Source organism: Streptomyces seoulensis (assembly GCF_022846655.1).
GTDB lineage: Bacteria > Actinomycetota > Actinomycetes > Streptomycetales > Streptomycetaceae > Streptomyces.
The window spans coordinates 3,587,172-3,613,817 of the sequence record NZ_AP025667.1; the positions used below are offsets into that span (position 1 = coordinate 3,587,172).

At 73.9% G+C, this 26,646-nt stretch carries 21 protein-coding genes; 10 read left to right on the forward strand and 11 right to left on the reverse strand.

Annotated elements, in window-relative coordinates; all coding sequences use genetic code 11:
- The first annotated feature begins 147 nt into the window (after positions 1-147).
- Positions 148-1,137 (forward strand): aldo/keto reductase, encoded by a 990-nt coding sequence (locus tag HEK131_RS16540; protein WP_244335888.1) that lies wholly within the window; start codon positions 148-150, stop codon positions 1,135-1,137.
- 49 nt (positions 1,138-1,186) lie between these two features.
- Here HEK131_RS16540 and HEK131_RS16545 read toward each other — a convergent pair whose 3' ends face one another.
- The 6 genes from HEK131_RS16545 to HEK131_RS16570 all read right to left on the reverse strand — a co-directional run bounded on the left by HEK131_RS16545 (position 1,187) and on the right by HEK131_RS16570 (position 7,261).
- A complete protein-coding gene (locus HEK131_RS16545; RefSeq protein ID WP_244335889.1) occupies positions 1,187-1,684 on the reverse strand; it encodes a hypothetical protein in 498 nt (165 codons plus the stop codon).
- Between the two features lie 56 nt (positions 1,685-1,740).
- Positions 1,741-2,730 carry an acyl-CoA desaturase gene (locus tag HEK131_RS16550; RefSeq protein ID WP_432215642.1) on the reverse strand — a complete coding sequence of 330 codons (990 nt, stop codon included), beginning with the start codon at positions 2,728-2,730 and terminating at the stop codon, positions 1,741-1,743.
- 53 nt (positions 2,731-2,783) lie between these two features.
- Positions 2,784-4,028 (reverse strand): beta-ketoacyl-[acyl-carrier-protein] synthase family protein, encoded by a 1,245-nt coding sequence (locus HEK131_RS16555; RefSeq protein WP_244335890.1) that lies wholly within the window; start codon positions 4,026-4,028, stop codon positions 2,784-2,786.
- Positions 4,029-4,156: 128 nt separating this feature from the next.
- Positions 4,157-4,474 (reverse strand): hypothetical protein, encoded by a 318-nt coding sequence (locus HEK131_RS16560; RefSeq protein WP_244335891.1) that lies wholly within the window; start codon positions 4,472-4,474, stop codon positions 4,157-4,159.
- Between the two features lie 31 nt (positions 4,475-4,505).
- Complete coding sequence (locus HEK131_RS16565; protein WP_244335892.1) at positions 4,506-6,596, reverse strand: acetoacetate decarboxylase family protein; 2,091 nt, start codon at positions 6,594-6,596, stop codon at positions 4,506-4,508.
- Positions 6,597-6,808: 212 nt separating this feature from the next.
- On the reverse strand, positions 6,809-7,261 hold the full coding sequence (locus HEK131_RS16570; RefSeq protein ID WP_244335893.1) for a flavodoxin family protein: 453 nt from the start codon (positions 7,259-7,261) through the stop codon (positions 6,809-6,811).
- Between the two features lie 109 nt (positions 7,262-7,370).
- Here HEK131_RS16570 and HEK131_RS16575 point away from each other — a divergent pair, with 109 nt between their 5' ends.
- Entirely contained in the window at positions 7,371-8,012 is a 642-nt protein-coding gene (locus tag HEK131_RS16575) for a class I SAM-dependent methyltransferase (RefSeq protein WP_217462238.1), read from the forward strand.
- A gap of 45 nt (positions 8,013-8,057) precedes the next feature.
- On the opposite strand, the gene HEK131_RS16580 is transcribed toward HEK131_RS16575, so the two are convergent.
- Positions 8,058-10,013 carry a DUF1996 domain-containing protein gene (locus HEK131_RS16580; RefSeq protein ID WP_244452043.1) on the reverse strand — a complete coding sequence of 652 codons (1,956 nt, stop codon included), beginning with the start codon at positions 10,011-10,013 and terminating at the stop codon, positions 8,058-8,060.
- A 466-nt stretch (positions 10,014-10,479) separates the two neighbouring features.
- On the opposite strand from HEK131_RS16580, the gene HEK131_RS30325 reads away from it, so the two are divergent.
- From HEK131_RS30325 to HEK131_RS16615, 6 genes are all read left to right on the forward strand, one after another.
- On the forward strand, positions 10,480-12,234 hold the full coding sequence (locus HEK131_RS30325; RefSeq protein WP_432215643.1) for an NlpC/P60 family protein: 1,755 nt from the start codon (positions 10,480-10,482) through the stop codon (positions 12,232-12,234).
- A gap of 115 nt (positions 12,235-12,349) precedes the next feature.
- Positions 12,350-13,714, forward strand: coding sequence for an FAD-dependent oxidoreductase (locus HEK131_RS16595; RefSeq protein WP_244335894.1), 1,365 nt, complete (start codon positions 12,350-12,352; stop codon positions 13,712-13,714).
- A gap of 222 nt (positions 13,715-13,936) precedes the next feature.
- Positions 13,937-15,106 carry a hypothetical protein gene (locus tag HEK131_RS16600; RefSeq protein WP_244335895.1) on the forward strand — a complete coding sequence of 390 codons (1,170 nt, stop codon included), beginning with the start codon at positions 13,937-13,939 and terminating at the stop codon, positions 15,104-15,106.
- Between the two features lie 74 nt (positions 15,107-15,180).
- Positions 15,181-15,468, forward strand: a complete 288-nt coding sequence (locus tag HEK131_RS16605; protein ID WP_161147373.1) for a DUF1232 domain-containing protein — start codon at positions 15,181-15,183, stop codon at positions 15,466-15,468.
- Between the two features lie 273 nt (positions 15,469-15,741).
- Entirely contained in the window at positions 15,742-18,351 is a 2,610-nt protein-coding gene (locus tag HEK131_RS16610; RefSeq protein WP_432215703.1) for a SpoIIE family protein phosphatase, read from the forward strand.
- Between the two features lie 68 nt (positions 18,352-18,419).
- Complete coding sequence (locus HEK131_RS16615) at positions 18,420-19,736, forward strand: hypothetical protein (RefSeq protein WP_244335897.1); 1,317 nt, start codon at positions 18,420-18,422, stop codon at positions 19,734-19,736.
- 12 nt (positions 19,737-19,748) lie between these two features.
- Here the strand turns inward: HEK131_RS16615 and HEK131_RS16620 are convergent, their stop codons facing one another.
- Positions 19,749-21,587, reverse strand: coding sequence for a glycoside hydrolase family 15 protein (locus HEK131_RS16620; RefSeq protein ID WP_217462243.1), 1,839 nt, complete (start codon positions 21,585-21,587; stop codon positions 19,749-19,751).
- A 147-nt stretch (positions 21,588-21,734) separates the two neighbouring features.
- Here HEK131_RS16620 and HEK131_RS16625 point away from each other — a divergent pair, with 147 nt between their 5' ends.
- On the forward strand, positions 21,735-21,941 hold the full coding sequence (locus HEK131_RS16625) for a hypothetical protein (protein ID WP_161149653.1): 207 nt from the start codon (positions 21,735-21,737) through the stop codon (positions 21,939-21,941).
- 22 nt (positions 21,942-21,963) lie between these two features.
- On the opposite strand, the gene HEK131_RS16630 is transcribed toward HEK131_RS16625, so the two are convergent.
- Complete coding sequence (locus HEK131_RS16630) at positions 21,964-22,947, reverse strand: lysylphosphatidylglycerol synthase domain-containing protein (RefSeq protein WP_244335898.1); 984 nt, start codon at positions 22,945-22,947, stop codon at positions 21,964-21,966.
- 214 nt (positions 22,948-23,161) lie between these two features.
- Between HEK131_RS16630 and HEK131_RS16635 the strand changes: the two genes are divergently transcribed.
- Positions 23,162-23,548 (forward strand): BlaI/MecI/CopY family transcriptional regulator, encoded by a 387-nt coding sequence (locus tag HEK131_RS16635; RefSeq protein WP_217462246.1) that lies wholly within the window; start codon positions 23,162-23,164, stop codon positions 23,546-23,548.
- Positions 23,549-23,551: 3 nt separating this feature from the next.
- Here the strand turns inward: HEK131_RS16635 and HEK131_RS16640 are convergent, their stop codons facing one another.
- Both HEK131_RS16640 and HEK131_RS16645 read right to left on the reverse strand, forming a co-directional pair.
- Complete coding sequence (locus HEK131_RS16640) at positions 23,552-25,903, reverse strand: glycoside hydrolase family 65 protein (RefSeq protein WP_244335899.1); 2,352 nt, start codon at positions 25,901-25,903, stop codon at positions 23,552-23,554.
- Positions 25,900-26,640, reverse strand: a complete 741-nt coding sequence (locus tag HEK131_RS16645; RefSeq protein WP_244335900.1) for an HAD family hydrolase — start codon at positions 26,638-26,640, stop codon at positions 25,900-25,902. The genes HEK131_RS16640 and HEK131_RS16645 overlap by 4 nt, the downstream gene beginning before the upstream one ends.
- Positions 26,641-26,646: the final 6 nt, after the last annotated feature.

Consider the following 26,646-nt stretch of genomic DNA (forward strand, 5'->3'; position numbering starts at 1 on the left):
TCACGAGCGCTCCGGTGCCCGGCGTCCCTCACGGGATGCCGGGCGGCCAGATCCGTCGCTAGATGGATGAAGGGGCCCGGTCCCCGGCTGGGGGCCCTAAGTCGTCCGGAAGGACGATCGAGCGCGTGCGAAAGGCTGGAACACCACATGCGACAGCGCAGTCTGCGGGATCTGCGGGTATCGGCCATCGGCCTCGGCTGCATGGGAATGTCCGCGTTCTACGGGACGGCCGACCAGGACGAGGGCGTGGAGACCATCCGGCGCGCCCGCGAGCTGGGCATCGACTTCCTCGACACGGCCCAGATGTACGGGCCGCTCACCAACGAGTCCCTGGTCGGCGAGGCGATCCGGGGCCACCGTGACAGTTACGTCCTCGCCACCAAGTTCAACTTCCGGATGGACGACGCCGTGCCGGGCGACATGTCCAGCGTGGGCCGCCAGGACGGCTCGGCGGAGCATGTCCGCTCCTCCGTGGAGGGCTCCCTCCAGCGCCTGGGCACCGATCACATCGACCTGTACTACCAGCACCGGGTCGACCCTGCCGTGCCGATCGAGGAGACGGTGGGCGCGCTGGCCGAGCTGGTCGCCGAGGGCAAGATCGGGCACATCGGGCTGAGCGAGGCGAGCGCGGAGACGCTGCGCCGGGGCAACGCCGTGCACCCGATCACGGCCGTGCAGAGCGAGTACTCGCTGTGGTCGCGGGACGTGGAGGCGGAGGTGCTGCCGACCTGCCGCGAGCTGGGCATCGGCTTCGTCGCCTACTCGCCGCTCGGCCGCGGCTTCCTCGCCGGCCGCTTCTCCTCCCCCGACGAGCTGGACGAGAACGACTACCGCCGCTCCAGCCCCCGCTTCACCGACCAGCACCTCCAGGCCAACCTGCGGCTCGCGGCCAAGGTCAAGGAGATCGCCGGGAAGAAGGGCGTCACCCCGGCCCAGCTCGCCCTCGCCTGGGTCCTGGCCCAGGGCGACCACATCGTCCCCATCCCCGGCACCAAGCGCCGCTCCTACCTGGAGCAGAACGCGGCCGCCGTCGACATCGAGCTGACTCCAGAGGAGCTGGCGCAGATCGACGCGGAGCTGCCGGAGGTGTCGGGCGAGCGGTACGACGAGGCCGGGATGCGGGCGGTCAACCGCTGAACCCCTCCGCCCGGCCGGGACCCGCCGCAGGGTCCCGGCCGGGCGCGGTTCACTCCGCCGGCTTCAGGTCCGTGATCTTCCGCGTCGTCAGGTCGGACTGCACGTCGATCCGGGTCACCTGGGGGTGGGCGCCGTCGCTCCAGGTGAGGGTGACGCGGCTGGTGGCGTGGCCCATGCCGGAGCCGGTGTAGGCGACCTTCCACTTCACGGGGACGTTCTGCGCGAAGAGGATGCCGTCGGCGTGGTTCTTCCTCTCCCAGGCGCTGACCTTCCTCCGGGCGGAGGCGGAGAGGTAGAAGTCGCGCAGCGCCTTGGCGTCGGCGCCGCTCGCCGGGTCCTCGTGGTCGTGGACGGCGTCGATGTAGGCACCGTAGAAGTCGCCGACCCGCTGGGTGACGTTGCGCGGGTCGCCCTGGGCGGTGGTCGCGGCGGCGGGCCGGGCGGCGACGGAGGTCGTGCCCGCGAGGGCCGGGGTCACGGCGGCCAGGGCGAGGCCCGCGGCGAGGGCGACGACGGTCACCGGAGTCGTGCGAGTGCGGATGGACATGTCTCTCGATTCCCCGTTTTCCACGCGACCGGGTCGATCCCGGTCGTTGACGGTGCCTAAGACCGCAATTCCCGTGCGGTGGTTCCCGTTCCCGGTTCCCGGCCTTCCTGGCGTCGGGCCCGTACCCGGCCGGCGTCGGGCCAGCGCACGTCGTAGGCCCAGCCGAGGCGTTCGAACCAGCGGATCAGCCGGGCGCTGGCGTCCAGTTGGCCGGTGAGGACGCCGTGCCGGGCGCTGGTGGGGTCGGCGTGGTGGAGGTTGTGCCAGGACTCGCCGAACGAGAGCGGGGCCAGCCACCACACGTTGCCGGAGCGGTCCCTGCTACGGAACGGATGTGAACCGGTCGCGTGGCAGATGGAGTTGATGGACCAGGTGACATGGTGCACCAGGCAGATCCGCACCAGCCCGGCCCAGAAGAACGCGGTCGCCGCGCCCGCCCAGGTCCCGGTGAGCAGCAGGCCGAGCAGCGCGGGCAGCGTCAGCGAGAGCGCGACCAGGGCCCCGAAGCGCCGTGAGACCAGCCGCAGCGCCGGGTCGCGCTCCAGGTCGGGCGCGTACTGCCCGACGGGCGCGTGGTCGGTGTCGAACAGCCAGCCGAGGTGGGCGTGGAACATGCCCTTGGCGAGCGCGCGGGGAGTGCGGCCGTACCGCCAGGGCGAGTGCGGGTCGCCGTCGCGGTCGGAGTAGCGGTGGTGCTTGCGGTGGTCGGCGACCCAGGTGAGCACCGGCCCCTGCACGGCGAGGCTGCCCGCGACGGCGAGCGCCACGCGCAGCGGACGGCGGGCCTTGAACGAGCCGTGCGTGAAGTGCCGGTGGAAACCGACCGTGATCCCGAGCCCGCTGACGAGGTAGAACCCGGCCGCGAGCCCGAGGTCGGTGGGGCTGAGCCCGTGGCGCCAGGCCAGCGGGACGGCGGCGAGGAGCGCGAGGAAGGGCACGGCGACGAACACGCCGATCAGCACCTGTTCGGTGGTCGGCCGGGACCGCGCACGGCCGAGCGGTCGTACGGCGTCCGGGATCTGCGGCGCTTCCGGGGCTTCCGGCACGGGCGGGACCTTTCGGCTGGGCGCGGGCGCTGGGTGGGCCCGGCCGGGGGCGGCTACTCGGCGGCGGTGAGGGCCAGTACGGCGTTCTGGCCGCCGAAGCCGAAGGAGCTGCTGATGGCGGCTCGCATCGGCGTGGGGCGGGGGACCTTGGCGACGACGTCGAGGTCGATGGCCGGGTCGAGGGTGTGAAGGTTGGCGGTGGGCGGGATGAGCTGGTGGCGCAGGGTGAGGACGGTGCAGGCGGCCTCGATGGCGCCCGCGCCGCCGATGGCGTGGCCGATGGTGCCCTTGACGGCGGTCACCGGCGGCGGGCGGTGGAAGACCTGGTGGAGGGCGTTGTGCTCGGCGAGGTCGCCCTGCGGGGTGGAGGTGCCGTGGGCGTTGACGTGGTCGACGTCCTCAGGGGCGAGCCCGGCGTCGGCAAGGGCGCTGCGGATGGCGCGGGCGGCGCCGTCGCCGTCGGGGTGGGGGGACGTGAAGTGGTGGGCGTCGCAGGAGGCGCCGTACCCGGCGACCAGGGCGGCCGGGCGGGCCGTGCGCGCGCGGGCGTCGGCGGTGCGCTCCAGGACGAGGACGGCGGCCCCCTCGCCGAGGACGAAGCCGTCGCGGTCGCGGTCGAAGGGGCGGGATGCCTCGTGCGGGGCGTCGGCCCGGCGGGACAGGGCGCGCATCTGGGCGAAGCAGGCCGCGGTCATCGGCAGCCGGGCCGACTCGCTGCCCCCGGCCAGGACGAGGTCGCAGGCGCCTGCGAGCAGCAGGTCACGGGCGAGGCCGATGGCGCTGGTCCCGGAGGCGCAGGCGGTGGAGACGACGAGGTTGGGGCCGGTGGCGCCGAGGTCGAGGGCGATCTCGGCGGCGGCCATGTTGGGCACGCTGCGCGGCAGGGCGAGCGGGGAGACGCGGTCGGGGACGCGGGCGGCGAGCCGGTCGAACTCGGCCTGCCAGCCCTGCATCGAGCCGGTGCCGACGCCCATCACGATGCCGATGCGCGCTCCGTCCCAGTCGTCCGGGGTGAGTCCGGCGTCGGCGACGGCCTCACGCGCGGCGAGCAGGGCGAAGGTGGTGAAGCGGTCCAGGCGGCGGCTGAGCCGGTGGCCGAGCAGCCGGCGCGTGTCCAGGTCGGGCACCTGGCAGGAGAACGCCACGGGCAGCCCGTCGAGTCCGGGGTCGGCGGTGGCCGTGGAGGTTCCGGCGCACAGGCCGTCCCAGGCCGCGTGCTGTCCGACGCCGGCCGGTGTGACCAGTCCCAGTCCGGTGACGGCCACGGGGGCGCGCCGGGTCGCTTGACCTGCGTTCACGAGCTGCATGAGCGGTGATTATCCGGACCTCCGGGGCGGCTGCCGGGCCGCCACGACCCGTTCGGCCCAGGACGGCACCGGCTACCACCCGGATGCCCGAACGTCCTCGGCCAGCCGCCGGGCGCGGCTTACTTCCGGGCGGTGGCCGGGAGCACGGCGGACGCAGCCGGGCGACGGCGGGGCCGCCGCGGGCCGGTCCCGGTCTGACTCAGCAACGCCTCTGCCGCGGCGCGCAGTTGGCGGGCGGTCGTACGGCAGGCGGCCGCCTGGCGGGCGAGCGTGGGTCTGCTCCACTCAGGGGCCGCGACCCGGCCGTTCAGGGATGCGGCGGTGACGAACAGGCGTCGGGCGTAGTCGTCCATCAGATCGGCGTCGGTGCGCAACAGCGCTATCCGGTCGAGGAGTTCGGCCGGGATCGACTGGGTGGGGGTGGAGTGGCTCACCATGACGGCTCCCGGTCGCGTGGGTCGAGGATGTTCAGCGCGGCAGGACGGCGCCCGCGGCACGGTGGACCATGAACTGGGGGCAGGCCACGACGAACAGCGGCCGGGCGGTGTCGATGCCGAGCCTGCGCAGGTGCCCGGCCATGGGTTCGGCGGCGGCGGTGTCGAGCCTGAGCCGCACCCCGGCCCCGGCGTGCAGACGGGGGCGCCCGGAGGTGCGGACGGCGGTGCGGACGGTGCTCTCGCCGCGTCGGCCGTACAGGGCCCAGTCCGGCTCGGGGCAGCGCACGCCGGGGCCGAGGCGGCCGAGGACGGCGATGCCGAGTCCCGGCGCGCTGAGCCGGAGCCGGGGGCCGGTCAGATGGGCCTCGGCGGCGGCGCGTACGGCGGGCTGGCCCCAGATCTCGCGTGTCGCCACGCGGGCCTCCTCGCTGGTGACGGCGGAGGAGAGGACGTAGCGGCCGGTGCGGCGCAGGTCGGCCCGGCGCAGCAGGTCGGTGGCGAGGTCGGCCGGGCGGGGCCGCCACAGGTCGTCCACCGGCACGGACAGCGCGATCTCGGTGTAGGGGCCGAGGGTGGAGCAGCGGTGCTCGTACAGCGAGAGCACGGCGAGGGTGTGCCGGCCGATCCCGCTGGGCCGCATCCAGGGCACGTCGGGCAGCAGGGCCCGCACCGCCTCGGTGTCGACCGGGAAGCAGAGGTGGGCGGCGGCGGAGTCCTGGTAGCGCACGGGCACGCCGACCGGACCGGTGGTCGTCGGGACCGAGGCGGTGGGGAGGGTGAGGAAGGGGTGGCCCTCGGGCGGCCGGGCCGGGTCCTTGAGCTGGTACGCCTGGCTGCGTACGACGGGGCCCCGGTACGGCGTGAGGGCGTCGTCGATGTGCGCGCGGGCCGCGGGGGCGACGGTGCGCAGATGGTCCATGTACTCGCGCAATAGGTGTGAGCGCGGGAAGGCGCGGGTGGGTCCGGTGTAGCGGGCCTCGTACCGTTCGGGATGCGGGGCGGCGGTGGTCGCGGCGGGGACGAGGTCGTGCTCGTTGGTGATGTGGCCGATCCAGGTGCGGGGGTCGGCGGGGCGTCCTGCGGGGGCCGGGGAGCCGACCGCGATGACGTGGGTGAGCCGGTAGGCGCGGCAGAACGCGGCGTCCCGCGCGAGGTTGAGCAGTGCGGTGCCGCCTTCGCCGTGCCCGATCAGGGCGAGTTCGGCGCCGCGCGGGATGCCGTGGTCCTCGATGGCGGGGCGCAGCGCGCGGGTGTAGGGCGAGTCGGCGGTGAGCTGCTCGCGCCAGGCGCCGACGACATCGTGCGGGGAGCCGTGGCGGGGGCGGCCGGAGTCGGTGCCGGGTGCCTGGACGACGTACCGGACGACACCGTCGGGGCCGCGCACGTTCTGTACGAGGACGCGGCCCTCGGGGGCGAGGATGTCGATGTTGCGCAGGAAGCCGAGGAGCGAGCCCTCGGTGGCGAGGGTCTGCTTCTCCCGGTCGCGGAGGTCGACGGCCTCGGCGGCGCCCTGGTCGTGCCCCGGTTCCGGCGCCGGTTCCGGGCTGTCGGGCGGCTCGGCGTCCAACAGGGCCCGCACGGTGAGGAGTTCGGCCAGTACGGGGGCGAGCGCGGCCAGGGCGCGCTGGGCGCCGGGGTCCTGGAAGAGGGTGCGCAGCGCGCGTACCGCCTCCCGGTCGCCCTGGGTGCCGAGGGCCGCCGTGAGCCGGCGCATGCCGGGGTCGCGGGCGAGTTCGGGGTGGCCGGTCAGGACGGCGGCGATGCGCAGCCGCAGCGCGGTGACGGCCATCAGCGCGGCCAGGGGTTCACCGCCCCGGCGGGCGCCGAGGAGCCTGGTGAGTCTTCTGCGGGCCGCTCCGGCCGGGGTGCCCAGGCCGCGCGGGTCCGTCAGGGCCCGCAGCAGTGCCCAGCGGGCGGTGAGTCCGGTGCGGGGGTGTCGGGCGGAGCGCTTGCGGGGTGGGGCGAGCAGGGCGTCCGCGGTGCGTTCGGCGACGGCGCGGACGCCCTCGGCGACGTCGGCGATCTCGCGGGCGCCGTCTCGCAGGAGTTCCTCGGTGGTGCGCTGGTCGGCGTCCTGCCCGCCGGGCGCGGGCCGTCCGGGTGCGTGGCCGTCCGCTCGCATCCGACGCTCCCTCGATTCGGTCGACGTACGACGGGATGCGACCGCGTCCAGCAAGGACGCGGCCTCGTGACCCATCGTCGGCCAGGGGTCCCGTGCCCGCACCTTCGTCCGGCCGGGGCGGGCGGCCGGACCGGCGCCTCGCCCGTCGGGCGCCCGGCCGGGCGGGGCCGGTGGGCGGTGCGGGCGGTGCCGCCGAACGGGCGACCCCGGCGTCAGCCGGCCAGGCCGGCGGCGAGGACGGCGCCCAGTTCCCAGCACGCCTCGGTGTCGGCCTTGCCCGGCGTGCCGGTGACGGTGACCGGCTCGGCGGCGCGGCGCCAGCCCAGGCCGGTGGTGACGGCCTCGACGGCACGGACGGCGCCGGTCACGTCGTTGCCGCCGTGCACCCAGTAGCCGAAGGGGCGGCCCCGGGTCTCGTCCAGGCACGGATAGTAGATCTGGTCGAAGAAGTGCTTGAGGGCGCCGGACATGTAACCGAGGTTCGCCGGGGTGCCGAGCAGACAGCCGTCGGCGGCCAGCACGTCGGAGGCGGTCGCGGCGAGGGCGGCGCGCCGGACCACGCGGACGCCCTCGATCTCGGGCGCCGTCGCGCCGGACACGACGGCCTCCAGCAGCTCCTGGCAGTTCGGCGAGGGCGTGTGGTGGACGATCAGCAAGGTGGGCACGCCCGCACCCTGCCCTGTCGGTACTTCCGTCCGCAAACGCGGGCGTCGCGGAGTGCGGGCATGGGTACGACGATGCCGGGCACTGGTACGGAACTCGAGAGGAGCCGTCTTGGCCGAGGAAGATCAGCGGGCACCGGCAGCGGTGGTGTTCGACACGCTGGGCATCGCGTACGAGCGGGCGTTCGCCACCTCCGGGCCGCATCTGGCCTCGCTGAGCTGGCTGCTGGACCATCTGATGCCGGGCAGCCGCGTGCTGGACGTGGGCAGCGGGACCGGCCGGCCGACCGCCGAGGCGCTGGCACGGGCCGGGCACCGGGTACTGGGCGTCGACGTGTCCCCGGTGATGGTGGACCTGGCCGCGCGCCAGGTGCCGGACGCGGAGTTCCGGGTGGCCGACATCCGTGAACTCCCCTTGGAGGAGGGTTCGTTCGAAGCGGTCTGCGTGTACTTCTCGCTGCTCCAGATGACCCGTGCCGAGCAGCGCGAGGTGGTGGGCGCGCTGGCGCGGGCGCTGCGGCCGGGGGGTCTGGCGGTGCTGGCCACGGTGCCGGTGGACGTGGCGGACGCGGAGACGGAGTTCATGGGGCAGCCGGTGCGGGTGAGCAGTTTCGCGCCGGAGGAGTTCGCCCGGCTGGCCGCCGACTCCGGGCTGACGGTCCTGTCCGAGGCCCATGCCACCTTCGTACCGGCCCACCCGGACGCCGGGCCGGAGCCGCACCTGTTCCTGTACTGCCGGCGTACGGCGCACTGAGCCCCCGGTCCCGTGAAGGGGCCGGGGGCTCGGGCCGGGCTCGGGTCAGTACCGCAGACGCCGGGCGCGGAGCAGCATCACGAGGCCGGACGCGGCCAGCAGCACGCCGAGGGCGGCGGGCCACAGGTTGGCGCCGGTCTCAGCCAGACCGCCGCTGCCGACCGCCTGCGGCTCCAGGTCCGCGGGCGGCGGGGTGGTGACGGCACCGGCCTGCGCCGGAGCGGACTGGGATGCCTGCGGTGCGGCACCGCCGGCGGTGCCGGCCGGGGTGGCCGGAGCGTTGGAGTCGTCCCGCTTGGCCTCGCCGCCGTCGTTCTTGGTGGTGTTGGCCGGTGCGGTCGTCGCGTCGACGCGGGGCGCCTCCACGGGGTTGGACTGCGCGGGCTGCTGCGCCGGGGTGGTCCCGGCGGGCTCCTCCGGCTTCGCCGGCTGGGACTCGGCGGGCTTCTCGGGCGCGGCGGTCGCGCTCGGCTCGGCCGTGTCCTGGCCGCCGGGCTCCTCGCTCGGGTTCGCCGTACCGCCGTCGCCCTTGCCGCCGCCGCCGTTGCCGTTGCCGTTGCCGTCGTCGTCCTTGCCCCCGCCGCCCTTGCCGTCGTCGCCGGGGCCGCACTCACGGCCGGAGTTGATGCAGTCGACCATGGTGCGCATCAGGTCCTCGTCGAAGACGTTGATGAAGTCGCCGTGGTCGGTGACCGGCTTGTGCTGCTGCTCGGGGAAGGAGTCGACCGCGAACAGCGGGGTGCCCTTGCCACCGTCGGCCAGGCTCGGCGCGTCCACGTCGTAGACGATCCGCTGGACCAGTTGCGGGATGGCCTTGAACCCTGCGGGGCAGTTGCCCTGGGCGTCGGCGAAGGCCACGTGGGTGCGGTGGTTGGCGCTGTCGGCGTTCCGGCCGTCCCAGCAGCTCTGGAAGTGGAAGCTGCGCACCACGTCGCTGCCCGACGGGCACAGCGGATACTTGTCCTTGAGCTGCCGGTCCTCGAACCCGGTGCAGCTCCAGGAGGCGTTGGCGTTGGCGGGCCCGTTGACGAACGCCTTGGCGTCGCCGGTGATGATGCGCAGCAGGCGCGGCATCTCGGTGACCTGCCCGCTCGGGCTGCCGACGAAGGTCAGGGTGACCTCCTTGGGCGTGACGATCTCGCCCGCGTTGCCCTCGGTGCCACCGCCAGGCGCCCCGGCGTCCCGCTCCTGCTTGCCGTTCTGCAGGCGCAGCACCGGCCAGTAGTACGTGGACCTGTCGCCCTGGTCGGCGCAGCTCGTCTTCGCGTCGGCGAGGTCCTGGTCGCTGGCGAAGGCGGTGTTGGACTGGTTGCCGACGTAGTCGTGGAAGTGGTGCGCGCCGTTGGAGACACCCGGCGCCACGATCACGTTGTCCGAGTTGAACAGGCCGTTCTCGTTGACCCCGCACTCGGTGCGGAAGGTGCCGCCGGGCGGTGCCTTGGGGGCGTTGGGCTGCACGGAGTCGATGTTTACGTAGTCGGCGGCGACGGGTCCGTTGCCGCCCTGCCCGGTGCCGCCGTTCTGGCCCTGGCCCGCGCTCTGGGCGGGGGCGGCGGACTCCTGGCCCTCGCCGCCCGGCGCGGCCTCGGCGGGCCGCAGGGCGCAGGCGGCGAGCGCGTCGAGCTTGTCCGGACGGTTCCCGGCCCGGCCGATGGCGTCGGCGATCCGGCCCAGGGTCGCGGTCCGCTTGTCCTTCAGCGGGTTCATCACCGAGTTGTCGGCGGCGGCCGGGTCCTGACGGAGCGCGTCGGCCGACTGCTGGAGCCGCTGGTACGCCTCCGCGATCTGCTGGTCCAACTGGGCCAGTTCACGGTCGACGTCCCCGCGGGCGGCCTCCGGTACGTCGGTGAGCTGAGCGCCCACGTCGGGGCAGTCGATGGTCGCCATCCCGGCCGACCTGAGCTGCGCGTTGGCCGCGTCGCCGGAGCCCTCTCCGCCCCAGCCGCCTTCGCCGGCCGACGCGTAGACGTTCACCGCGACGAGTCCGCCGCCGCCCAGCATCAGCGCGACCGCGGCGAGCGTCACGCGTCGTGCGCCGGTCGGGCGCCTGCGCCTGTTCGGTTCCAAGATCGTCCCCTGCGGGTCGTGGTCGGTGGGGGGCATGTGGCGCCCCACACCCATACGCGGGACGACGCCCACGTGTTCACCCCGGCCCGGAATTCTCGGCGAACTCTCAAGAAATACCGGTCACATGAGGCACACGACCCCACGAGCGCACCGTCGCGGGGCAGTTGACCGCGTGGCCGCACAGTGTGCCCGCCCGAACGCCGCAGCGAACATCACAAATACGTATCGGACATTCCACCCGTCGACCTTCACACGAGTGACACAAGTTGGCTAGGTTGACGGCAGGCCGCCCGGCTCCCCACCCCAGTGAGCCCGCAGCGGCGTCCGGTACGGGAGATTCGACCGACTTCCGGGCGCGCCGGGCCAACTGCCCCGCGGGGCGAGGAAGGAGTCGTCTCCCATGGCGCCGGAGAGTCACGAAGAGGTTCGGCAGCGGATCGACTCCCTCTACGCACGGGCCGAGACCGCGACGGGCAACTACAACGCCACCCGCGCGGTGGCGGCGGCCACCCGCAAGCGCGGTGTCCCGCTGGCCAAGCGGTCCGGCGGCCGTCAGGACCCGGCGCTCGACGCGGTGACCCGCCAGTGGTTCGACGCGGCCCGCGCCAACGTCGGCCCGACCGTGGCCGCGACCCTCCCCGCCGACCGGATGCCCGACAACTCCCCCGTCGTCGAACGGACTTGGACCGCCGAGGAGCTGGGCCTGCCCAGCGTCGAGCCGGAGAGGCCCGCGCTGCCCGCCGGAACCTCCCAGCGCCCGGTGGCCGAGCTGACGGGCGGCCCGTCCACCCCCGCGCTGGAGGCGGGTCCGGCGACCGCACTCCCTCCGGCCGCGCCCGTGGCGGCACTCCCCGCCGCACCGGTCGCCCAACTCCCCGTAAGCGCACCCGAGTTGACGCCCCCGGCCCTGCCGACCGGTGGACCGGACCTCGGGAGCATGGACATGCCGGGCATGAGGGGCATGGCGGGCATGACGAGCCCCGCAGCGCCGCCCCCGCCCGACAACACCCCCGGAGTGCTGCCGACCGCGCCCGCCGGGCCGGGGCGCGCCTCCCCCGCCGACCTCAAGGCGGGCAACCGCCGCAAGCTCGCCTCCGCCAGGGACATGCTGTCCCGCCGTGCCTGGAACGCCGCTCCGGAACAGGCATGGGCAGGCGGCACCCAGCAGGCGCCCGCACCGGGCGCCGTACAGACTGCCGCGCCGGGGATCGCCAGCTCCGGCGCGGCTCAGGCACCGGCCGCCCCCACGGGTCAGTGGCCGGTACCGCCCGCCCCGGTCACGGACACCGGCCCGCTGACGTACCCGGTCCCGGACGCGATGAGCGACACCGGCTCGCTGCCGTACCCGGTCCCCGGCCCGCTGACCGGCACCGGCGGGCTGAGCTATCTGGCCCCGGCCCCCCAGACCGACACCGGCACGCTGCCCGCCGTGGACACCAGCGCCTTCGCCTTCCCGGCCGCGCCGACTCCCGCGTACGACACCGGCGCCTTCCCGGCGGCGGCCGCGCCGGCCTACGACACGGGGGCGTTCCCGGCCGTGCCCCCGGTGGCGGAGGCGGTCCCGGCCGCGGTCCCGACGTACGACACGGGCGCGTTCCCGGCAGCACCCGCGTTCCAGCCCGCGCCGCCCGCACCCCAGGCAGCCCCGGCGCCGGCACCCACCCCGGCCCCGGCCCCGGCCCCGGCGTACGAAACCGGAACCGGAACCGGAACCGGATCCTTCCCCACACCCCAACCCACCGCCTTCAGCACCGGCACCTTCCCTGCCGCCCGGCCCGCCACCGAGTCCGCCCACGTCGTGCGAGCCGCCAAGGCCATCGCCTTCGCGGCCGCGCAGGTCGGCAAGCCGTGCGTCTGGGGTGCCACCGGGCCCGACTCGTTCGACTGCTCCAGCCTCACCCAGGGCGCCTGGCGGGCGGCCGGGGTCGAGCTGCCGAGGGCCGCGCACGACCAGGCGGTGGCCGGGACCGAGGTGGCGCTCGGCGCGGCGCTCCCCGGTGACCTGGTGCTGTTCTTCGAGGACGACCGACACGTGGGTCTGTACGTCGGCAACGGCACGATGATCCACGCTCCGGGGCCGGGTGCGACCATCCGCGAGGAGTCGGTCTACGGCGCCGGGGAGGCCGCCATCCACCGGGTGATCAGGCCCGCGTGACCGCCCATAAAACCTGTTTATGAGCCCATAGACCGGACCCGTGTACTAACTTAGGGCTGCCTTAGCTTAGGCTTCCTGATCGAGTCGCCTGTCCACGCTCGAAGGGAACCTGATCATGCCGCGCCCCCTGCGGGTAGCCATCGTCGGAGCCGGCCCCGCCGGGATCTACGCCGCCGACGCCCTGCTGAAGTCCGAGACGGCCGCCGACCCCGGCGTGTCCATCGACCTCTTCGAGCGGATGCCCGCCCCGTTCGGCCTGATCCGCTACGGCGTGGCGCCCGACCACCCGCGCATCAAGGGCATCATCACCGCCCTGCACCAGGTGCTCGACAAGCCGCAGATACGTCTCTTCGGCAACGTCGACTACCCGCGCGACATCAACCTCGACGACCTGCGTACCTTCTACGACGCGGTGATCTTCTCCACGGGCGCGATGGCCGACCGCGAGATGTCCGTACCCGGCATAGACCTGGACGGCTCGTACGGCGCGGCGGACTTCGTGTCCTGGTACGACGGCCACCCCGACGTGCCCCGCACCTGGCCGCTGGAGGCCGAGAAGGTCGCCGTCCTCGGTGTCGGCAACGTCGCTTTGGACGTGGCCCGCATCCTCGCCAAGACGGCGGACGAGCTGCTGCCGACGGAGATCCCGCAGAACGTCTACGACGGTCTGAAGGCCAACAAGGCCCTGGAGGTCCACGTCTTCGGCCGCCGGGGCCCGGCGCAGGCGAAGTTCAGCCCGATGGAGCTGCGCGAGCTGGACCACTCCCCCAACATCGAGGTCATCGTCGACCCCGAGGACATCGACTACGACGCGGGTTCCATCGAGACCCGGCGCGGCAACAAGCAGGCCGACATGGTCGCCAAGACGCTGGAGAACTGGGCGATCCGCGACGTCGGCGACCGCCCGCACAAGCTCTTCCTGCACTTCTTCGAGTCCCCGGCGGAGATCCTCGGCGAGGACGGCAAGGTCACCGGCCTGCGCACCGAGCGCACCGCCCTGGACGGCACCGGCAACGTCAAGGGCACCGGCGAGTTCAAGGACTGGGACGTCACCTCGGTCTACCGCGCGGTCGGCTACCTGTCCGAGAAGCTGCCCAAGCTGCCCTGGGACCTCGAGACGGGCACCGTCCCGGACGAGGGCGGCCGGGTCATCGAGGAGAGCGGCGCCCACCTGACGTCCACGTACGTCACGGGCTGGATCAGGCGCGGCCCGGTCGGTCTGATCGGTCACACCAAGGGCGACGCCAACGAGACGGTGGCCAACCTGCTGGCCGACCACGCGGGCGGCCGTCTGCAGACCCCGGCCTCGCCCGAGCCGGAGTCCGTGGAGACGTTCCTCGCCGAGCGGAACGTCCGCTTCACCACCTGGGACGGCTGGTACAAGCTGGACGCCGCCGAGCGCGCCCTCGGTGAGCCGCACGGCCGCGCGCGCGTGAAGCTCGTCGAGCGCGAGGACATGCTCCGGGAGAGCGGGGCCTGACGCTCCGGCCGTAGCGCCCGCACCACCGCGAGACCCCGACGAGACCTCTTGTCGGGGTCTCGCGCGCTACCGGCGCCCCGGCGGGAGCGTGCGAGGCGCACCGGGGGCGCACACCACCGCGCGCGCCCCCGGCCGGGGCGCCGCTCCGGGACCCGGCGCCCCGGTGACGGGGCCGAGCGGTGATACTGGAACGCGCACCGGCCCCCACCAGCAGATTGGCCCATGTCGAACTCCGCCAGCGACCGCGCCCCCGTCCCGCAGACCCTCTGGGCGGCCCGCGGCCGTCACACCGGTCCCACCCCCGAAGACGTCGTACGCCGTACCCTGCGCCGGAATCGGGCGAGCGGGGATCTGGACGATTTCTCCGAGCCGCCCGCACCCGAGGGCTCCACGCACCGGATCTTCGAGGCGCGCTGGCGCGCCGGAGGGAAGGTCACCGTGCGGGCCCGGCTCACCCTCGTACTGCGGCCCGAGCGGCCGGGGCACGAGTGGACGCTCGTCGCGGAGGCCGAGGAGCCGTGGGAGGAGACGTGGCCCTCGCCGGCCACCCTGTTCTGGCCCGAGGGCGGCGCGGCCTCCGGCGGTGACGGCGAGTGGGACCAGCACCCGACCGTGCCGGGTCTGCGCTTCCGGCAGGTCAACGCGCTGCCGCTGGACGACAAGGAGATGCGGCGGCGGCTGCGGGACGCGGCCCGTGAGGCGTGGTGCGTCAATCTGGTCGTGCACGAGGCGATGACGCCGGACGAGCGCGGGAAGCTGCCGCTGGCGGGGCTGCTGCCGCCGGGGCTGCGGCACCGGGTGATCGAGCACCGGGCCACTCCGCAGCAGTTCCGGGCGGTCAACTGGGCGCTGAAGGACCTCGGGGTCGAGGTGCCGCGCGGCGGTGCCGTGCTGCTGCCCTGGGACCCGGCGCCGGACGGCTACGACCGGCAGGCGTACAGCGTGCGCAGCGTCTTCCTGGACGGCTCCGAGCCGGCCGAGCTGGTCGCGGCCCTGCGGGACTTCGCCGCGCTGTCCCGGCCGCGGCCCCGCGGGCTCGGCGAGGCGCTGACCGATCTGCGGGAGAACTGGACGCTGATGACCCCGCAGGAGGAGCTGGAGCGAGAGCGGCGCCGGGTCGAGCGGTACCGGGAGGCGCTGGAGGCGATGACGAAGTCGCGGGATCTGTACCGCGAGGCCGCCGAGCAGGCCCACGAGGCGCTGGCCGCCTACCGCGACACCCCGCTGCCCGTCCTCCCCCAGCAGCGGCCCTCGGCGCGCACCCAGTCGCCGTTGCAGCAGCTCACCCGGACCTTCGAGCGGCTGCGGCTCCCGGCGCGGGGACAGCGGCCCGAGGCCACCGGGGACACCCCCGGCTCCCCGCCCGCCGTGGAGGACAGCGACCGGGTGTGACCAGGCGGCTGCCGCGCGCGGGAACGGGCAGAAGCAGATGAGCGGCACAAGCCGCCGCGGCTCGGGAGGGGACAGTGGACAAGAGCACGATCGCGCTGGTGGGGGCCGCCGTCGTGGCGGCGGCCGTACTGGTGCTGGCCGTCGTCCTGCTGGTGCGGCTGGTCCGGACCCGGCGCACGCTGCGGGAAGCGGGGCTGCCGACCGGGCCGCGCTGGGTCTTCTGGGGTGCCGTCCTCTATCTGGTGCTGCCGACCGATCTGCTTCCCGACCCGGTCTATCTCGACGACATCGGCGTCCTGCTTCTCGCCCTGCGAAGCCTGCGCGCCGCGCGTCCGCTGCCCGGCAAGACGGGCGACCTCTGAGCGGTGTCCGGCGGCATGGGACGGTTCGGGGGATCCCGTACGGGTTTTGGCCGGCCGGGCGCGCCCGGCTCGGCGGCGCGAGGCCCCCGACCTCGGGGGATGGCCTCGCCTGACGGAGCGCGGCAGTGTAGACATGGGCACATGGTGCGACTGCCCGGCCGACCCGACACGCGGGCGCCCCGTTCCTTCGGGCATCCGCGCGCGCCCTTCGGCGCGCGGCATCCGGGCGGGGGTGACGGCGAGGGCACTCCGCCCGGGGTGCTGCGTGCCGCGATGACGGGACGCAGCCTGGCGGGGCAGGTGTTCCTGCTCCAGGTGGTGATCGTGCTGCTGCTGGTGGTGTCGGCCGTGGTGGCGCAGGTGCTCCAGGTCCGGCACGACAGCGAGCTGGAGGCCCGTAACCGCTCCCTGTCCGCCGCCGGCGCGTTCGCCAACGCCCCCGGTACCGCGGCCGCGCTGCGTACGCCGGACCCGACCGCGATCCTCCAGCCCTCCGCCGAGGCCGCCCGCAAGGCGACCAAGGTGGACTTCATCGTCGTGATGAACACCGAGGGCATCCGGTACACCCATCCCGACCGGGACCGGATCGGCAAGAAGTTCGTGGGGACCATCGGGCCCGCCCTGCACGGCGGCACGGTGGTGGAGGAGCTGAACGGCACGATAGGGCCGCTGGTGCAGGTGGTCGTGCCGGTGCGGGACCGCGACGGCACGGTGGTGGGGCTGGTGTCGGCCGGTATCACCACGGCGCACGTCGGCGGGGCGGCCGACCAGCAGGTCCCGCTGCTGCTCGCGGCGGCCGCGGCGGCGCTGGCGCTGGCCACGGCGGGAACGGCGCTGGTCAGCAGACGTCTGCTGCGCCAGACGCACGGCCTCGGCCCCTACGAGATGACCCGGATGTACGAGCACCATGACGCGGTGCTGCACGCGGTCCGGGAGGGTGTGCTGATCGTCGGCGGGGACGGCAAGCTGCTGCTCGCCAACGACGAGGCGCACCGGCTGCTGGATCTGCCCGAGGACGCCGAGATGCGCAGCGTGCTGGACCTCGGTCTTGACGACGAGACGGCCGGGCTGCTCGCCTCGGGGCGGGTCGCCACGGACGAGGTGCATCTGGTCAAGGACAAGCTGCTGGCGATCAACCAGCGCCCCACCGATCTGCGCGGCGGCCCGCCCGGCAGCGTCACCACGCTGCGCGACTCCACCGAGCTACGCGCCCTGTCCGGCCGCGCCGAGGTGGCCCGCGAGCGGCTGAACATGCTGTACGACGCCGGGGTGGGCATCGGCACCAGCCTGGACGTGAGTCGTACGGCGGAGGAACTGGCCGAGCTGGCGGTGCCCCGGTTCGCGGACTTCGTCACGGTGGACCTGTTCGACGCGGTACTGAAGGGCGAGGAGCCGAAGCCGGGCACCGAGCTGCGGCGGGCGGCGTTCAGCGGCATCCGCAAGGACGCCCCGCTGTATCCGCTGGGTGAGCGCATCCGGTTCGTGCCGACCTCGCCCCAGGCGCGCAGCCTCGCCACCGGGCAGTCCGTGGTGGAGCCCGACCTGCGGGAGGCGCCGGGCTGGCAAGCCCAGGACCTGGAGCGCACCGAGCAGATCGTCGACTACGGCGTCCACTCGCTGATCACGGTGCCGCTGCGGGCGGGCAGCCTGGTGCTGGGGGTGGCGAACTTCTGGCGCTCGGAGAAGCCGCAGCCGTTCGACTCCGAGGATCTGGCGCTGGCGGAGGAACTGGTGGCGCGGGCGGCGGTGTCCATCGACAACGCCCGCCGCTACACCCGCGAGCACAGCATGGCGGTGACCCTCCAGCGCTCCCTGCTGCCGCGTACGCTGCCCGCGCAGGACGCGCTGGACATCGCCTACCGGTATCTGCCCGCGCAGTCCGGGGTGGGCGGCGACTGGTTCGACGTGCTGCCGCTGCCGGGGGCGCGGGTGGCCCTGGTGGTGGGCGACGTGGTGGGGCACGGGCTGCACGCCGCGGCGACGATGGGCCGGCTGCGTACGGCCGTGCACAACTTCTCCTCGCTCGATCTGCCCCCGGACGAGCTGCTGGGCCTGCTGGACGAGCTGGTGGCACGTCTCGACCAGGACGAGACCCCGGAGGACGGCGCGGCCGCCGTCACGGGCGCGACCTGTCTGTACGCGGTGTACGACCCGGCGTCCCGGCGCTGCACCATCGCGCGGGCCGGTCATCTGCCGCCCGCGCTGGTGCTGCCGGACGGCACGGTCACGTTCCCGGACGTGCCCGCCGGTCCCCCGCTGGGCCTGGGCGGGCTGCCGTTCGAGACGGCCGACCTGGAGCTGCCGGAGGGCAGCCGTCTGGTGCTGTACACGGACGGGCTGGTGGAGGACCGCGAGCGGGACATCGACGAGGGGCTGGACCTACTGCGCGACGCGCTGCGGCACGCGCCCGGCGCCTCGCCGGAGGAGACCTGCCGGATCGTCCTGGACCGGCTGCCGGTCCGGCCCGCGGACGACGTCGCGCTGATCGTGGCGGAGACCCGCGTCCTGGGCGCGGACCAGGTCGCGGCGTGGGAGGTGCCCGCCGACCCGGCCGCCGTCTCGGAGGTCCGCGCCGAGGTGACCCGCCGGCTCGCCGAGTGGGGCCTGGAGGATCTGACCTTCACCACGGAGCTGATCCTCAGCGAACTGGTCACCAACGCCATCCGCTACGGCCGCGGCCCCATCGGCGTACGCCTCCTGCGCGGCCGCTCCCTGATCTGCGAGGTCTCGGACGGCACGACGACCTCCCCCCACCTGCGCTACGCGGCGAGCACCGACGAAGGCGGCCGCGGCCTCTTCCTGGTGGCCCAGCTCTCCGACCGCTGGGGCACCCGCTACACCCCGACCGGCAAGATCATCTGGGCGGAACAGCCGTTGCCGTAAGGCCCGCACGCGCGCGCCTCGAACAAATGCGTTGAGCGCGTCCGGGGTTGCCGGGCATGATCATCCGCATGTTCTCCCGCAGGAAGCGCCGCCGCCCGAACTCCCCCGAACTGCGCAGGGCGTGGGAGGCGCTGGACGCCTCCGACGTCCCCGGCGCGCTCCGCCTGCTACGGGCCTGCGCCGAGGAGGCGCCGCTCGCCGAGGTGGCGCTCGTCGTCGAACGGGCCGCCGCGTCGGCGGACTTCGACGACCTGGCCGAGGCAGCGTCCGCGCTGGCCGCGGGATCGGAGGAGCCGCGCGCGCTGTTCGCCTTCGGGTACGCGTGCATCGAGCGCGGCGTGTCCTTCCTGGCGGTCCCGGCCCTGCGCCGGGCGCCGGACTCCCTCGGGGTGCTGCGCGAACTGGTCGCGGCGTACGAGGACGAGGGGCGTCACCGCGAGGCGGCGGACGAACTCGCCCGGTACGAGGACCGGTTCGAACAGTGGCCGGACCGCTATCTGCTGGTGTTCAACTCGATCATGGCGGGCGACCTGGAGGCCGCCCGCCGCCACCACGCGCTGCTGGGCGATCCCGAGGACGAGATGTGGCTGCCCACGCGGGAGCGGCAGAACCTGATGCTGCGGCGCGCGGCGGACGCGGAGCGGGCGGGCCCGCTGGACCGGACCGACCTGCGCGGCTGGCAGTACGTGATGGGCGGCTCCGTCCTCGGCACGCTCTCCCCCTTCGGTTTCGACGAGGGCATGACCGGCCGTTATGCCTTCACCCAGGACGACGAGACGCTGTGCCTGCGGGGCCTGCTGCGCCTGCGGACACTGCTGGAGGCCACCGGGGTGCGTCCCCGGTCGGTGTCGCTGCTGCCGGACCGCGACTCCCGTGTCCTGGGCCTGGCCGCCGCCGAGGTCCTGGGCCTCCCGGCGGAGCCGTTCGTACCCGGCCGGGAGGACACGGTGGTGGTGGCGTACGACCTGAACGCCCTGGCCGGGCACGAGGACGGCCCGGATGTCCTCGGTCAGTTGCTGGAGCGGGCGCCGGGGCAGGTGCTGCACGAGCACGCGAGCTGCTGGACCGACCCGCCCGCCGTCACGGCGGACAGCGTGACCCTGCTCCACCAGGTGGTGACGTCGCCCTGGGGCGCTCAGCTACGGCAGGGCGCGGACGGTGGTGTCGAGCGGGGGCCCGCGGACGACCGCCCGGAGCAGGAGCTCGCGGCCGAGATCGTGGCCGGCCTGAAGGACCTCGCGGCCGATACCGGCGACGGAGAGGGTCCCGACGATTCCGACGAGGTGTTCACCGAGTTCGCGGCCGCCGTACGCGGCACCTGGCTCCAGGGTCGCCGCGCACGGATCAAGTCGCCGGGGCCGGTGTCGAGTTCGCGGTTCGTCTGACGGCGGGGCGGCTCAGCCCAGTGCCTTGTCCAGGTTGAAGGCCGCGCTGATCAGGGAGAGATGGGTGAACGCCTGTGGGAAGTTGCCCTGTTGTTCCCCGGTACGGCCGATCTCCTCGGCGTACAGGCCCAGATGGTTGGCGTAGGTGAGCATCTTCTCGAAGGCCAGGCGGGCTTCGTCGACGCGGCCCGCGCGGACCAGGGCCTCGACGTACCAGAAGGAGCAGATGGAGAAGGTGCCCTCGTCGCCGCGCAGACCGTCCGGGCTGGCCTCGGGGTCGTAGCGGTAGACGAGGGAGTCGGAGACCAGGTCCTCGGTGAGCGCGTCGAGGGTGGAGAGCCACTTGGGGTCGGTCGGCGCGATGAACTTGGCGAGCGGCATCATCAGCACGGACGCGTCGAGTACGTCGCTGTCCTCGCACTGGGTGAAGGCACCGCGCTGCTCGGACCAGCCGCGGTCCATGATGCGGCGGTAGATGTCGTCCCGGGCGCCGCGCCAGCGGGGCAGGTCGGCGGGCAGGCCGCGGCGGTTGGCGAGGCGGATGGCGCGTTCGATGGCGACCCAGCACATCAGCCGGGAGTACAGGAAGTTCTTGCGGCCGCCCCGGGTCTCCCAGACTCCCTCGTCCGGCTGGTCCCAGTGGTCGCAGACCCAGGTGACCAGGTGGCACACGTCGTCCCACTGGGCGCTGGAGATGGGCTGGGCCCACTTGTCGTAGAGGTAGATGGAGTCGATCAGGGCGCCGTAGATGTCGAGTTGGAGCTGCGGGGCGGCGGCGTTGCCGACGCGGACCGGGGCGGAGCCCAAGTAGCCTTCCAGGTGCGCGAGTTCGCTCTCGGGCAGCTCGCTGCGGCCGTCGATGCCGTACATGATCTGGAGCGGGCCCTCGGTCGCCCCGTCGCCGGGGCTGATGTGGGTGGTGAGGAAGCGCATGAAGGCTTCCGCCTCGCCGGCGAAGCCGAGGCGGAGCAGGGCGTACACCGCGAAGGCGGCGTCGCGGACCCAGACGTAGCGGTAGTCCCAGTTGCGCTCGCCGCCGAGCTGCTCGGGCAGGCTGGTGGTGGGGGCGGCGACGATGGCGCCGGTGGGGGCGTAGGTCAGCAGCTTCAGGGTGAGGGCGGAGCGGTGCACCATCTCGCGCCAGCGGCCCCGGTAGCGGGACTGGGCGAGCCAGCGGCGCCAGTAGTCGACGGTGGCGTTGAACTCGTGCTCCGCCTCGGCGTGCGCGCAGCCGCGCGGGGCGATCTCGCCGCCCGCCTGGTCCAGCGCGAACACCGCGCTCTCGCCCTCGCCGAGCTTGAACTCGGCCCGCGCGTCCCGCTCGTCGCACTCCATGGCCACGGTCGCGGTGAGCGCGAGGGCCCGCTCCCCGGCGTCGAACAGCAGCCGGCCCTCCTCCTCGCGCAGGGTGTGCGGGTCGGCGCCGTATCCGAAGCGGGGCGCGACCAGTGCGCGGAACGGCACGGTGCCGCGTACGCAGACCACGCGGCGGATCAGCCGGTGCCGGGCCTCCTCACCGGGCCTTGCGGCGCCGACCGGCATGAAATCCTGGACCTCGCCCACACCCTCCTCGGTGAAGAAGCGGGTGATCAGCACATTGGTGTCGGGGAAGTAGAACTGCTTGGTGTGCGCCGGGACGGAGGCGGCCAGCTCGAAGCGGCCGCCGCGCTCGGCGTCCAGCAGGGCGGCGAACACACTGGGGGCGTCGAAGGATGGTGAGCAGTACCAGTCGATGGTTCCGTCACTGCCGACCAGGGCCACGCTGCGCAGGTCCCCGATGAGGCCGTGCTCGGCTATCGGCAGATAGCGGTGGCTCTGCCTGGTCTCCTGCTGGAAGGGCGTCTCGGCCATCGCTGCGGCCTCCCGGTGCGGTGTGCGGCTGCCTCTCCAGCGTAGGACGCTCCGGATGCGCACGGGCGCCCGGCGGCCGATGGTGAGAGTGTGCCCCGTTCGGCGGCACCGGCACGGATGCGCCCATCCGGACCCAGGAGGAGCATCATGGCGAGTTCCACGCCCGAAGAGTCCCGGTCCATCGACGACCGGTGCACCCCCGACGCCCTGCTGCACACCGCCCCGGCCGGGGACATCAGCCCGGAAGACCTGGTGATGGCGGCGGGCAGGGACGTCACCCCGAAGAGCTTGGACTGGGCCCGCCGCAAGCTGGAGACGGAGGGCTCGGCCGCCATCGAAAAGCTCCTGCCCTAGGGCGGGAACGCCTCCTCACGCCTCACAGCGCCTTGCGGCGCAGCAGCACGGCGAGGGTGAGCAGGCCGGGCGTCAGTGGCAGCCAGACGGTCAGCATGCGGTAGCCGAGGACGGCGGACGCGGCCGTCGCGGCGGGGGCGCCGGACGTGGCGAGCGCGAGGACGAGCGCCGCGTCCAGCGAGCCGAGACCGCCCGGCGTGGGCAGCAGGGCGGCCGCGCCGCTGGCGGCGAGGTAGAGCAGGGCCACCTCGGGCGCGGGCAGCGGCAGCGCGACGGCGCGCGCCACGGCGACCACCACCGAGCAGTGCAGCGCGGCGAAGGCGAGGGACCCGCCCCACAGGGCCACCGCGCGCCCCGGCCGGGCGTGCACGGCACGGACGTCGGCCATGAGGGCGCGCAGCGCCAGGCGGCAGCGCGGCCACAGCGGTCCGGCGGCGACCGCCGCGATCAGCACCACCGCGCCGAGCGCGCCGACGAGCCAGACGAGGGGCAGTTCGGGTACGCGCAGCAGCCCCGGGCAGAACGGCACCAGCAGGGCGATCAGCGCCAGCCTGGCCACTCCCCCGGCCCCGCCCTTGACGGCGAGCGCGCCGGCGGAGCGGCCCATGGGCAGTCCGCAGCGCAGCAGGAACCGCAGATTCACCGCCCCGGCGCCGATCCCGGCGGGCAGCAGATGGTTGGCGGCACCGGCGGCGAACTGCGCCGCGACGAGCCGGACACCGGGCAGCCGCTCGACGACCGCCCCCTGCTGGGCGAGCGCCGAGGCCGCCCAGGTGCCGACGGCCGCGACGGCGCCGACGGCCAGCCAGCCCTGGTCGGCCAGGGTCAGCCGCACCGCCCCGCTGCGCACGGTGGGCCAGTGCCGCTGGGTGAGGTAGGCGAGGAAGAGCAGTACGCAGAGCAGCAGGGCGCCCTGCCAGACGACGCCCCGCAGACGTGGCCCAGGACTGTCGGCCGGAGCGTCGGGCGTCTCGTGCGGGGCGGTGTCGGTGGCCCGGCCGTTCATCCGAGTCCGCCCGGCGCCGGTGCGGAGGGGCCGTGCGTGCCCGCGTGGTCCGTCATCGGCACCCCTCCCCCTCCGGCACGGAAGCACCCGCCACGGGCATCCGGGACAACCGGGCGCCAGGGTGGGATCACGGTCAAAGTAACCCGGATCGAGGCGGTTTGCCGCCCGCGTACCGCCATCCGGCGGCAGCCCTACGCGCTGTAAGGTGGAAGACATGGCTGGTGCAGGGCCCCTCGGCAGGGCGGAGCGGCGGGGTGCGGGGGCGCTGGAGGGGGAGGTGCTGGCCGCGCTCTGGGGTGCCGGGCGGGCGCTCACCCCGGCGCAGATCCAGGCCGAGATAGGCGGGCTCGCCTACAACACGGTGCACACCATCCTCAAGCGTCTGTACGACAAGGGCCTGGTGCTGCGGGACGCGGACGGGCGGCGCGGCGCGTACCGTCCGGCGAAGGACGCGGCCCAGTTGACCGCCGAGGCCATGCGGGCGGCGCTGGACCGGAACCCGGACCCGATAGCGGCGCTTCGGCGGTTCGTGACCGGCCTGACCGCCGACGAGGAGCGCGCCCTGCGCGACCTCCTCGCCGACGGCGACGGCCACCGCTGACTCTCAGAGCCCCTTCGGCACCCGGTGCGGCGGCTGTTCCGGCGCCGGCCGGTGCGTGAGCGGCGGCACGGTCCGCACGGCGGGCTCGTCGGCCTCCAGCGCCACGGTCTCGCCATGGTGCTCGATGATCAGCGGCGGCCCTTCGAGCAGCGTGTACGTGGCCTTGTCCGCGCCGATCTCCACGCGCAGCCGCCGCCCCCGGAACTGGAGGTGGAAGGCGAGTTTGCGCAGCCGTTCGGGCAGCCGGGGCGCGAAGCTCATCCCGGCCGGGCCCTCCAGTACCCGCCGCATCCCGCCGAACCCGGCCACCAGTGCCATCCAGGTCCCGGCCAGCGAGGCGATGTGCAGTCCGTCGCGGGTGTTGTGCTCCAGGTCGTGCAGGTCCATCAGCGCCGCCTCGGTCGTGTAGGCGTAGGCGAGCCGCAGATGGCCCGCCTGGGCGGCGATGACGGCCTGGCAGCAGGCGGACAGGGAGGAGTCGCGGACGGTCAGCGGCTCGTAGTAGGCGAAGTTGCGGGCGACCTGCTCGTCGTCGAAGAACGAGGCGCAGGTGTACATCGCGAGGACCAGGTCGGCCTGCTTGACGACCTGTTTGCGGTAGAGGTCGAAGTACGGGAAGTTCAGCAGCAGGGGGTACTGGTCGGCGCGGGTCCCCGCGAAGTCCCAGCGCTGGTAGCGGGTGAACCCGGCGTTCTGCTCGTGGACGCCGAGTTCGTCGTTGTAGGGGATGTTCATCGCCTCGGCCGCGTCCCGCCAGGCCGCGCTCTCCTCCTCGTCGGCGCCGAGCCGGTGCGCCTCGTCGGGGTAGCGTTCCACGACGTCGGCGGCCGCGAGCAGGTTCTGCCGGGCCATGAGGTTGGTGTAGGTGTTGTCGTCGGCGACCGCGCTGTACTCGTCGGGGCCCGTGACGCCGTCGATGTGGAAGGCGCCGCGGTGGTCGTGGTGGCCCAGCGAGCGCCACAGCCGGGCGGTCTCCACGAGCAGTTCCGTGCCCACCTCGCGTTCGAAGCGGACGTCGCCGGTGGCCTCGACGTAGCGGACGACGGCGTCGGCGATGGCGGCGTTCACATGGAAGGCGGCGGTGCCCGCGGGCCAGTACGCCGAGCCCTCCGAGCCCTCGATGGTCCGCCAGGGGAAGGCGGCGCCGCCGAGTCCGAGCTGGGCCGCGCGTTCGCGGGCGGCGTCCAGGGTGTTGTGGCGCCAGCGCAGCGCCTCGGCGACGGCGCGCGGGGCGGTGTGGGTGAGCAGGGGCAGGACGAACATCTCGGTGTCCCAGAACGCGTGCCCGTCGTAGCCGGAGCCGGTGAGCCCCTTGGCGGGGATGGCGCGCTGCTCGGCGCGGGCGCCGGCCTGGAAGACGTGGAACAGGGCGAAGCGGACCGCCTGCTGGATCTCCTCGTCGCCGTGCACCTCGACGTCGGCGCGCGCCCAGAAGTCGGCGAGTGCCTCGTGCTGGGCGGCGAGGAGCCCGTCCCAGCCGTCGTGGGAGGCGGCGGCGAGGGCCGCGTCCACCTGGTCGGCCATGGCGGGCAGGGAGCGGGTGCCGGACCAGCCGTGCGCGACCAGCTTCTCCACCCGCAGGGTGTGCCCCGGCTCCAACACGGAGGTGACGGTGAGCCGGGCGACGTCGACACCGCTCTCGCTGCGGCTGGTGGTGCGGCCGGGCCCGGTGATGACGTGGTCGGCGCCGACCGCGACCCTCAGACCGCTGCGCTTGGTGCGGTGCACCAGCCGCAGCCGCTCCCCGGAGGCGAAGCCGTCCTCCTGCTCCAGCGGCGAGCGCGGGGTCATCGCGGCGCGCGGGTCGCCGTTGGATTCGGGCAGGCTCTCGTTGGCGACCAGCTCGGACTGGATCACGACCCGGCTGGGGCGGCCCACCGCCTCCACCTCGTAGGCGACGGCGGCCACCGCGCGCTGGGTGAGGGAGACCAGCCGGGTGGAGCGGACGCGGACCGTGGACCCGGCCGGTGAGGTCCATTCGCAGGTGCGCTCCAGCACCCCGCGCCGCATGTCGAGGACGCGTTCGTGCGAGACCAGGCGGCCGTAGCGCAGGTCGAAGGGTTCGTCGTCCACCAGCAGCCGCAGGATCTTGCCGTTGGTGACGTCGATGACGCTCTGCCCGGACTCCGGGTAGCCGTACCCGGCTTCCGCGTACGGCAGCGGGTGCACCTCGTGCACGCCGTTGAGGTAGCTGCCGGGCAGGCCGTGGGGCTCGCCCTCGTCGAGGTTGCCGCGCCAGCCGACGTGCCCGTTGGACAGCGCGAACACCGACTCGCTCTGGGCGAGCACGTCGAGATCGAGGTCCGTCTCGCGCACGAGCCAGGGCTCTACCGTGTACGACCGTTCAGTGATCACTCCTTGCCTCCCAGCTCGGCGAGGTCATTCACGACGATATGCGCGCCGTGCGCGTACAGCGCGTCGGCCTGCCCCGTGCGGTCCAGTCCGACCACGTATCCGAAGCCTCCGGCGCGGCCCGCGTCCATCCCGGCGAGCGCGTCCTCGAAGACCGCGGCGCGCTCCGGGGGCACGCCCAGTTCCTTCGCGGCGACGAGGAAGGTGTCGGGATTCGGCTTGCCCGGCAGGTGCCTCTCGGCGGCCACCACGCCGTCGATCCGTACGTCGAAGAGGTCCTCGGCGCCGATGGAGCGCAGCACGTCACGGCAGTTGGCGCTGGAGGAGACGATGGCGGTGGCCAGGCCGTGTCCGCGTACGGCGGCCAGATAGCGCAGCGTGCCCTCGTACGCCTCGACGCCGTCGGTGCGGATCTTCTCCAGGAGGAGTTCGTTCTTGCGGTTGCCGAGGCCCTGCACGGTGCCGGCGTCCGGCGGGTCGTCGGGGGTGCCCTCGGGGAGCCGGATCCCGCGGGACTCCAGGAAGGAGCGGACGCCGTCGGCGCGGGGGCGGCCGTCCACGTACTCGTCGTAGTCGGCGACCTCGTCGAACGGCCGCGCGTCCGGGCCCTCGTGGTCGCGGAGGAAGGCGTCGAAGGTCTCCTTCCAGGCGGCCGCGTGCACGACGGCCGTCTTGGTGACGACTCCGTCGAGGTCGAACAGGCACGCCTGGATGGTGTCGGGCAGTCCGAGCTGAGTCATACCGTG

What these genes read in the sequence shown, in the direction of transcription:
- HEK131_RS16540 (WP_244335888.1), top strand. Translation starts at nt 148, where the DNA reads ATGCGACAGCGCAGTCTGCGGGATCTGCGGGTATCGGCCATCGGCCTC.
- HEK131_RS16545 (WP_244335889.1), bottom strand. Translation starts at nt 1,684, where the DNA reads ATGTCCATCCGCACTCGCACGACTCCGGTGACCGTCGTCGCCCTCGCC.
- HEK131_RS16560 (WP_244335891.1), bottom strand. Translation starts at nt 4,474, where the DNA reads ATGGTGAGCCACTCCACCCCCACCCAGTCGATCCCGGCCGAACTCCTC.
- HEK131_RS16565 (WP_244335892.1), bottom strand. Translation starts at nt 6,596, where the DNA reads ATGCGAGCGGACGGCCACGCACCCGGACGGCCCGCGCCCGGCGGGCAG.
- HEK131_RS16580 (WP_244452043.1), bottom strand. Translation starts at nt 10,013, where the DNA reads ATGCTGGGCGGCGGCGGACTCGTCGCGGTGAACGTCTACGCGTCGGCC.
- HEK131_RS30325 (WP_432215643.1), top strand. Translation starts at nt 10,480, where the DNA reads ATGGCGCCGGAGAGTCACGAAGAGGTTCGGCAGCGGATCGACTCCCTC.
- HEK131_RS16595 (WP_244335894.1), top strand. Translation starts at nt 12,350, where the DNA reads ATGCCGCGCCCCCTGCGGGTAGCCATCGTCGGAGCCGGCCCCGCCGGG.
- HEK131_RS16600 (WP_244335895.1), top strand. Translation starts at nt 13,937, where the DNA reads ATGTCGAACTCCGCCAGCGACCGCGCCCCCGTCCCGCAGACCCTCTGG.
- HEK131_RS16610 (WP_432215703.1), top strand. Translation starts at nt 15,742, where the DNA reads ATGACGGGACGCAGCCTGGCGGGGCAGGTGTTCCTGCTCCAGGTGGTG.
- HEK131_RS16615 (WP_244335897.1), top strand. Translation starts at nt 18,420, where the DNA reads ATGTTCTCCCGCAGGAAGCGCCGCCGCCCGAACTCCCCCGAACTGCGC.
- HEK131_RS16620 (WP_217462243.1), bottom strand. Translation starts at nt 21,587, where the DNA reads ATGGCCGAGACGCCCTTCCAGCAGGAGACCAGGCAGAGCCACCGCTAT.
- HEK131_RS16625 (WP_161149653.1), top strand. Translation starts at nt 21,735, where the DNA reads ATGGCGAGTTCCACGCCCGAAGAGTCCCGGTCCATCGACGACCGGTGC.
- HEK131_RS16630 (WP_244335898.1), bottom strand. Translation starts at nt 22,947, where the DNA reads ATGAACGGCCGGGCCACCGACACCGCCCCGCACGAGACGCCCGACGCT.
- HEK131_RS16635 (WP_217462246.1), top strand. Translation starts at nt 23,162, where the DNA reads ATGGCTGGTGCAGGGCCCCTCGGCAGGGCGGAGCGGCGGGGTGCGGGG.
- HEK131_RS16645 (WP_244335900.1), bottom strand. Translation starts at nt 26,640, where the DNA reads ATGACTCAGCTCGGACTGCCCGACACCATCCAGGCGTGCCTGTTCGAC.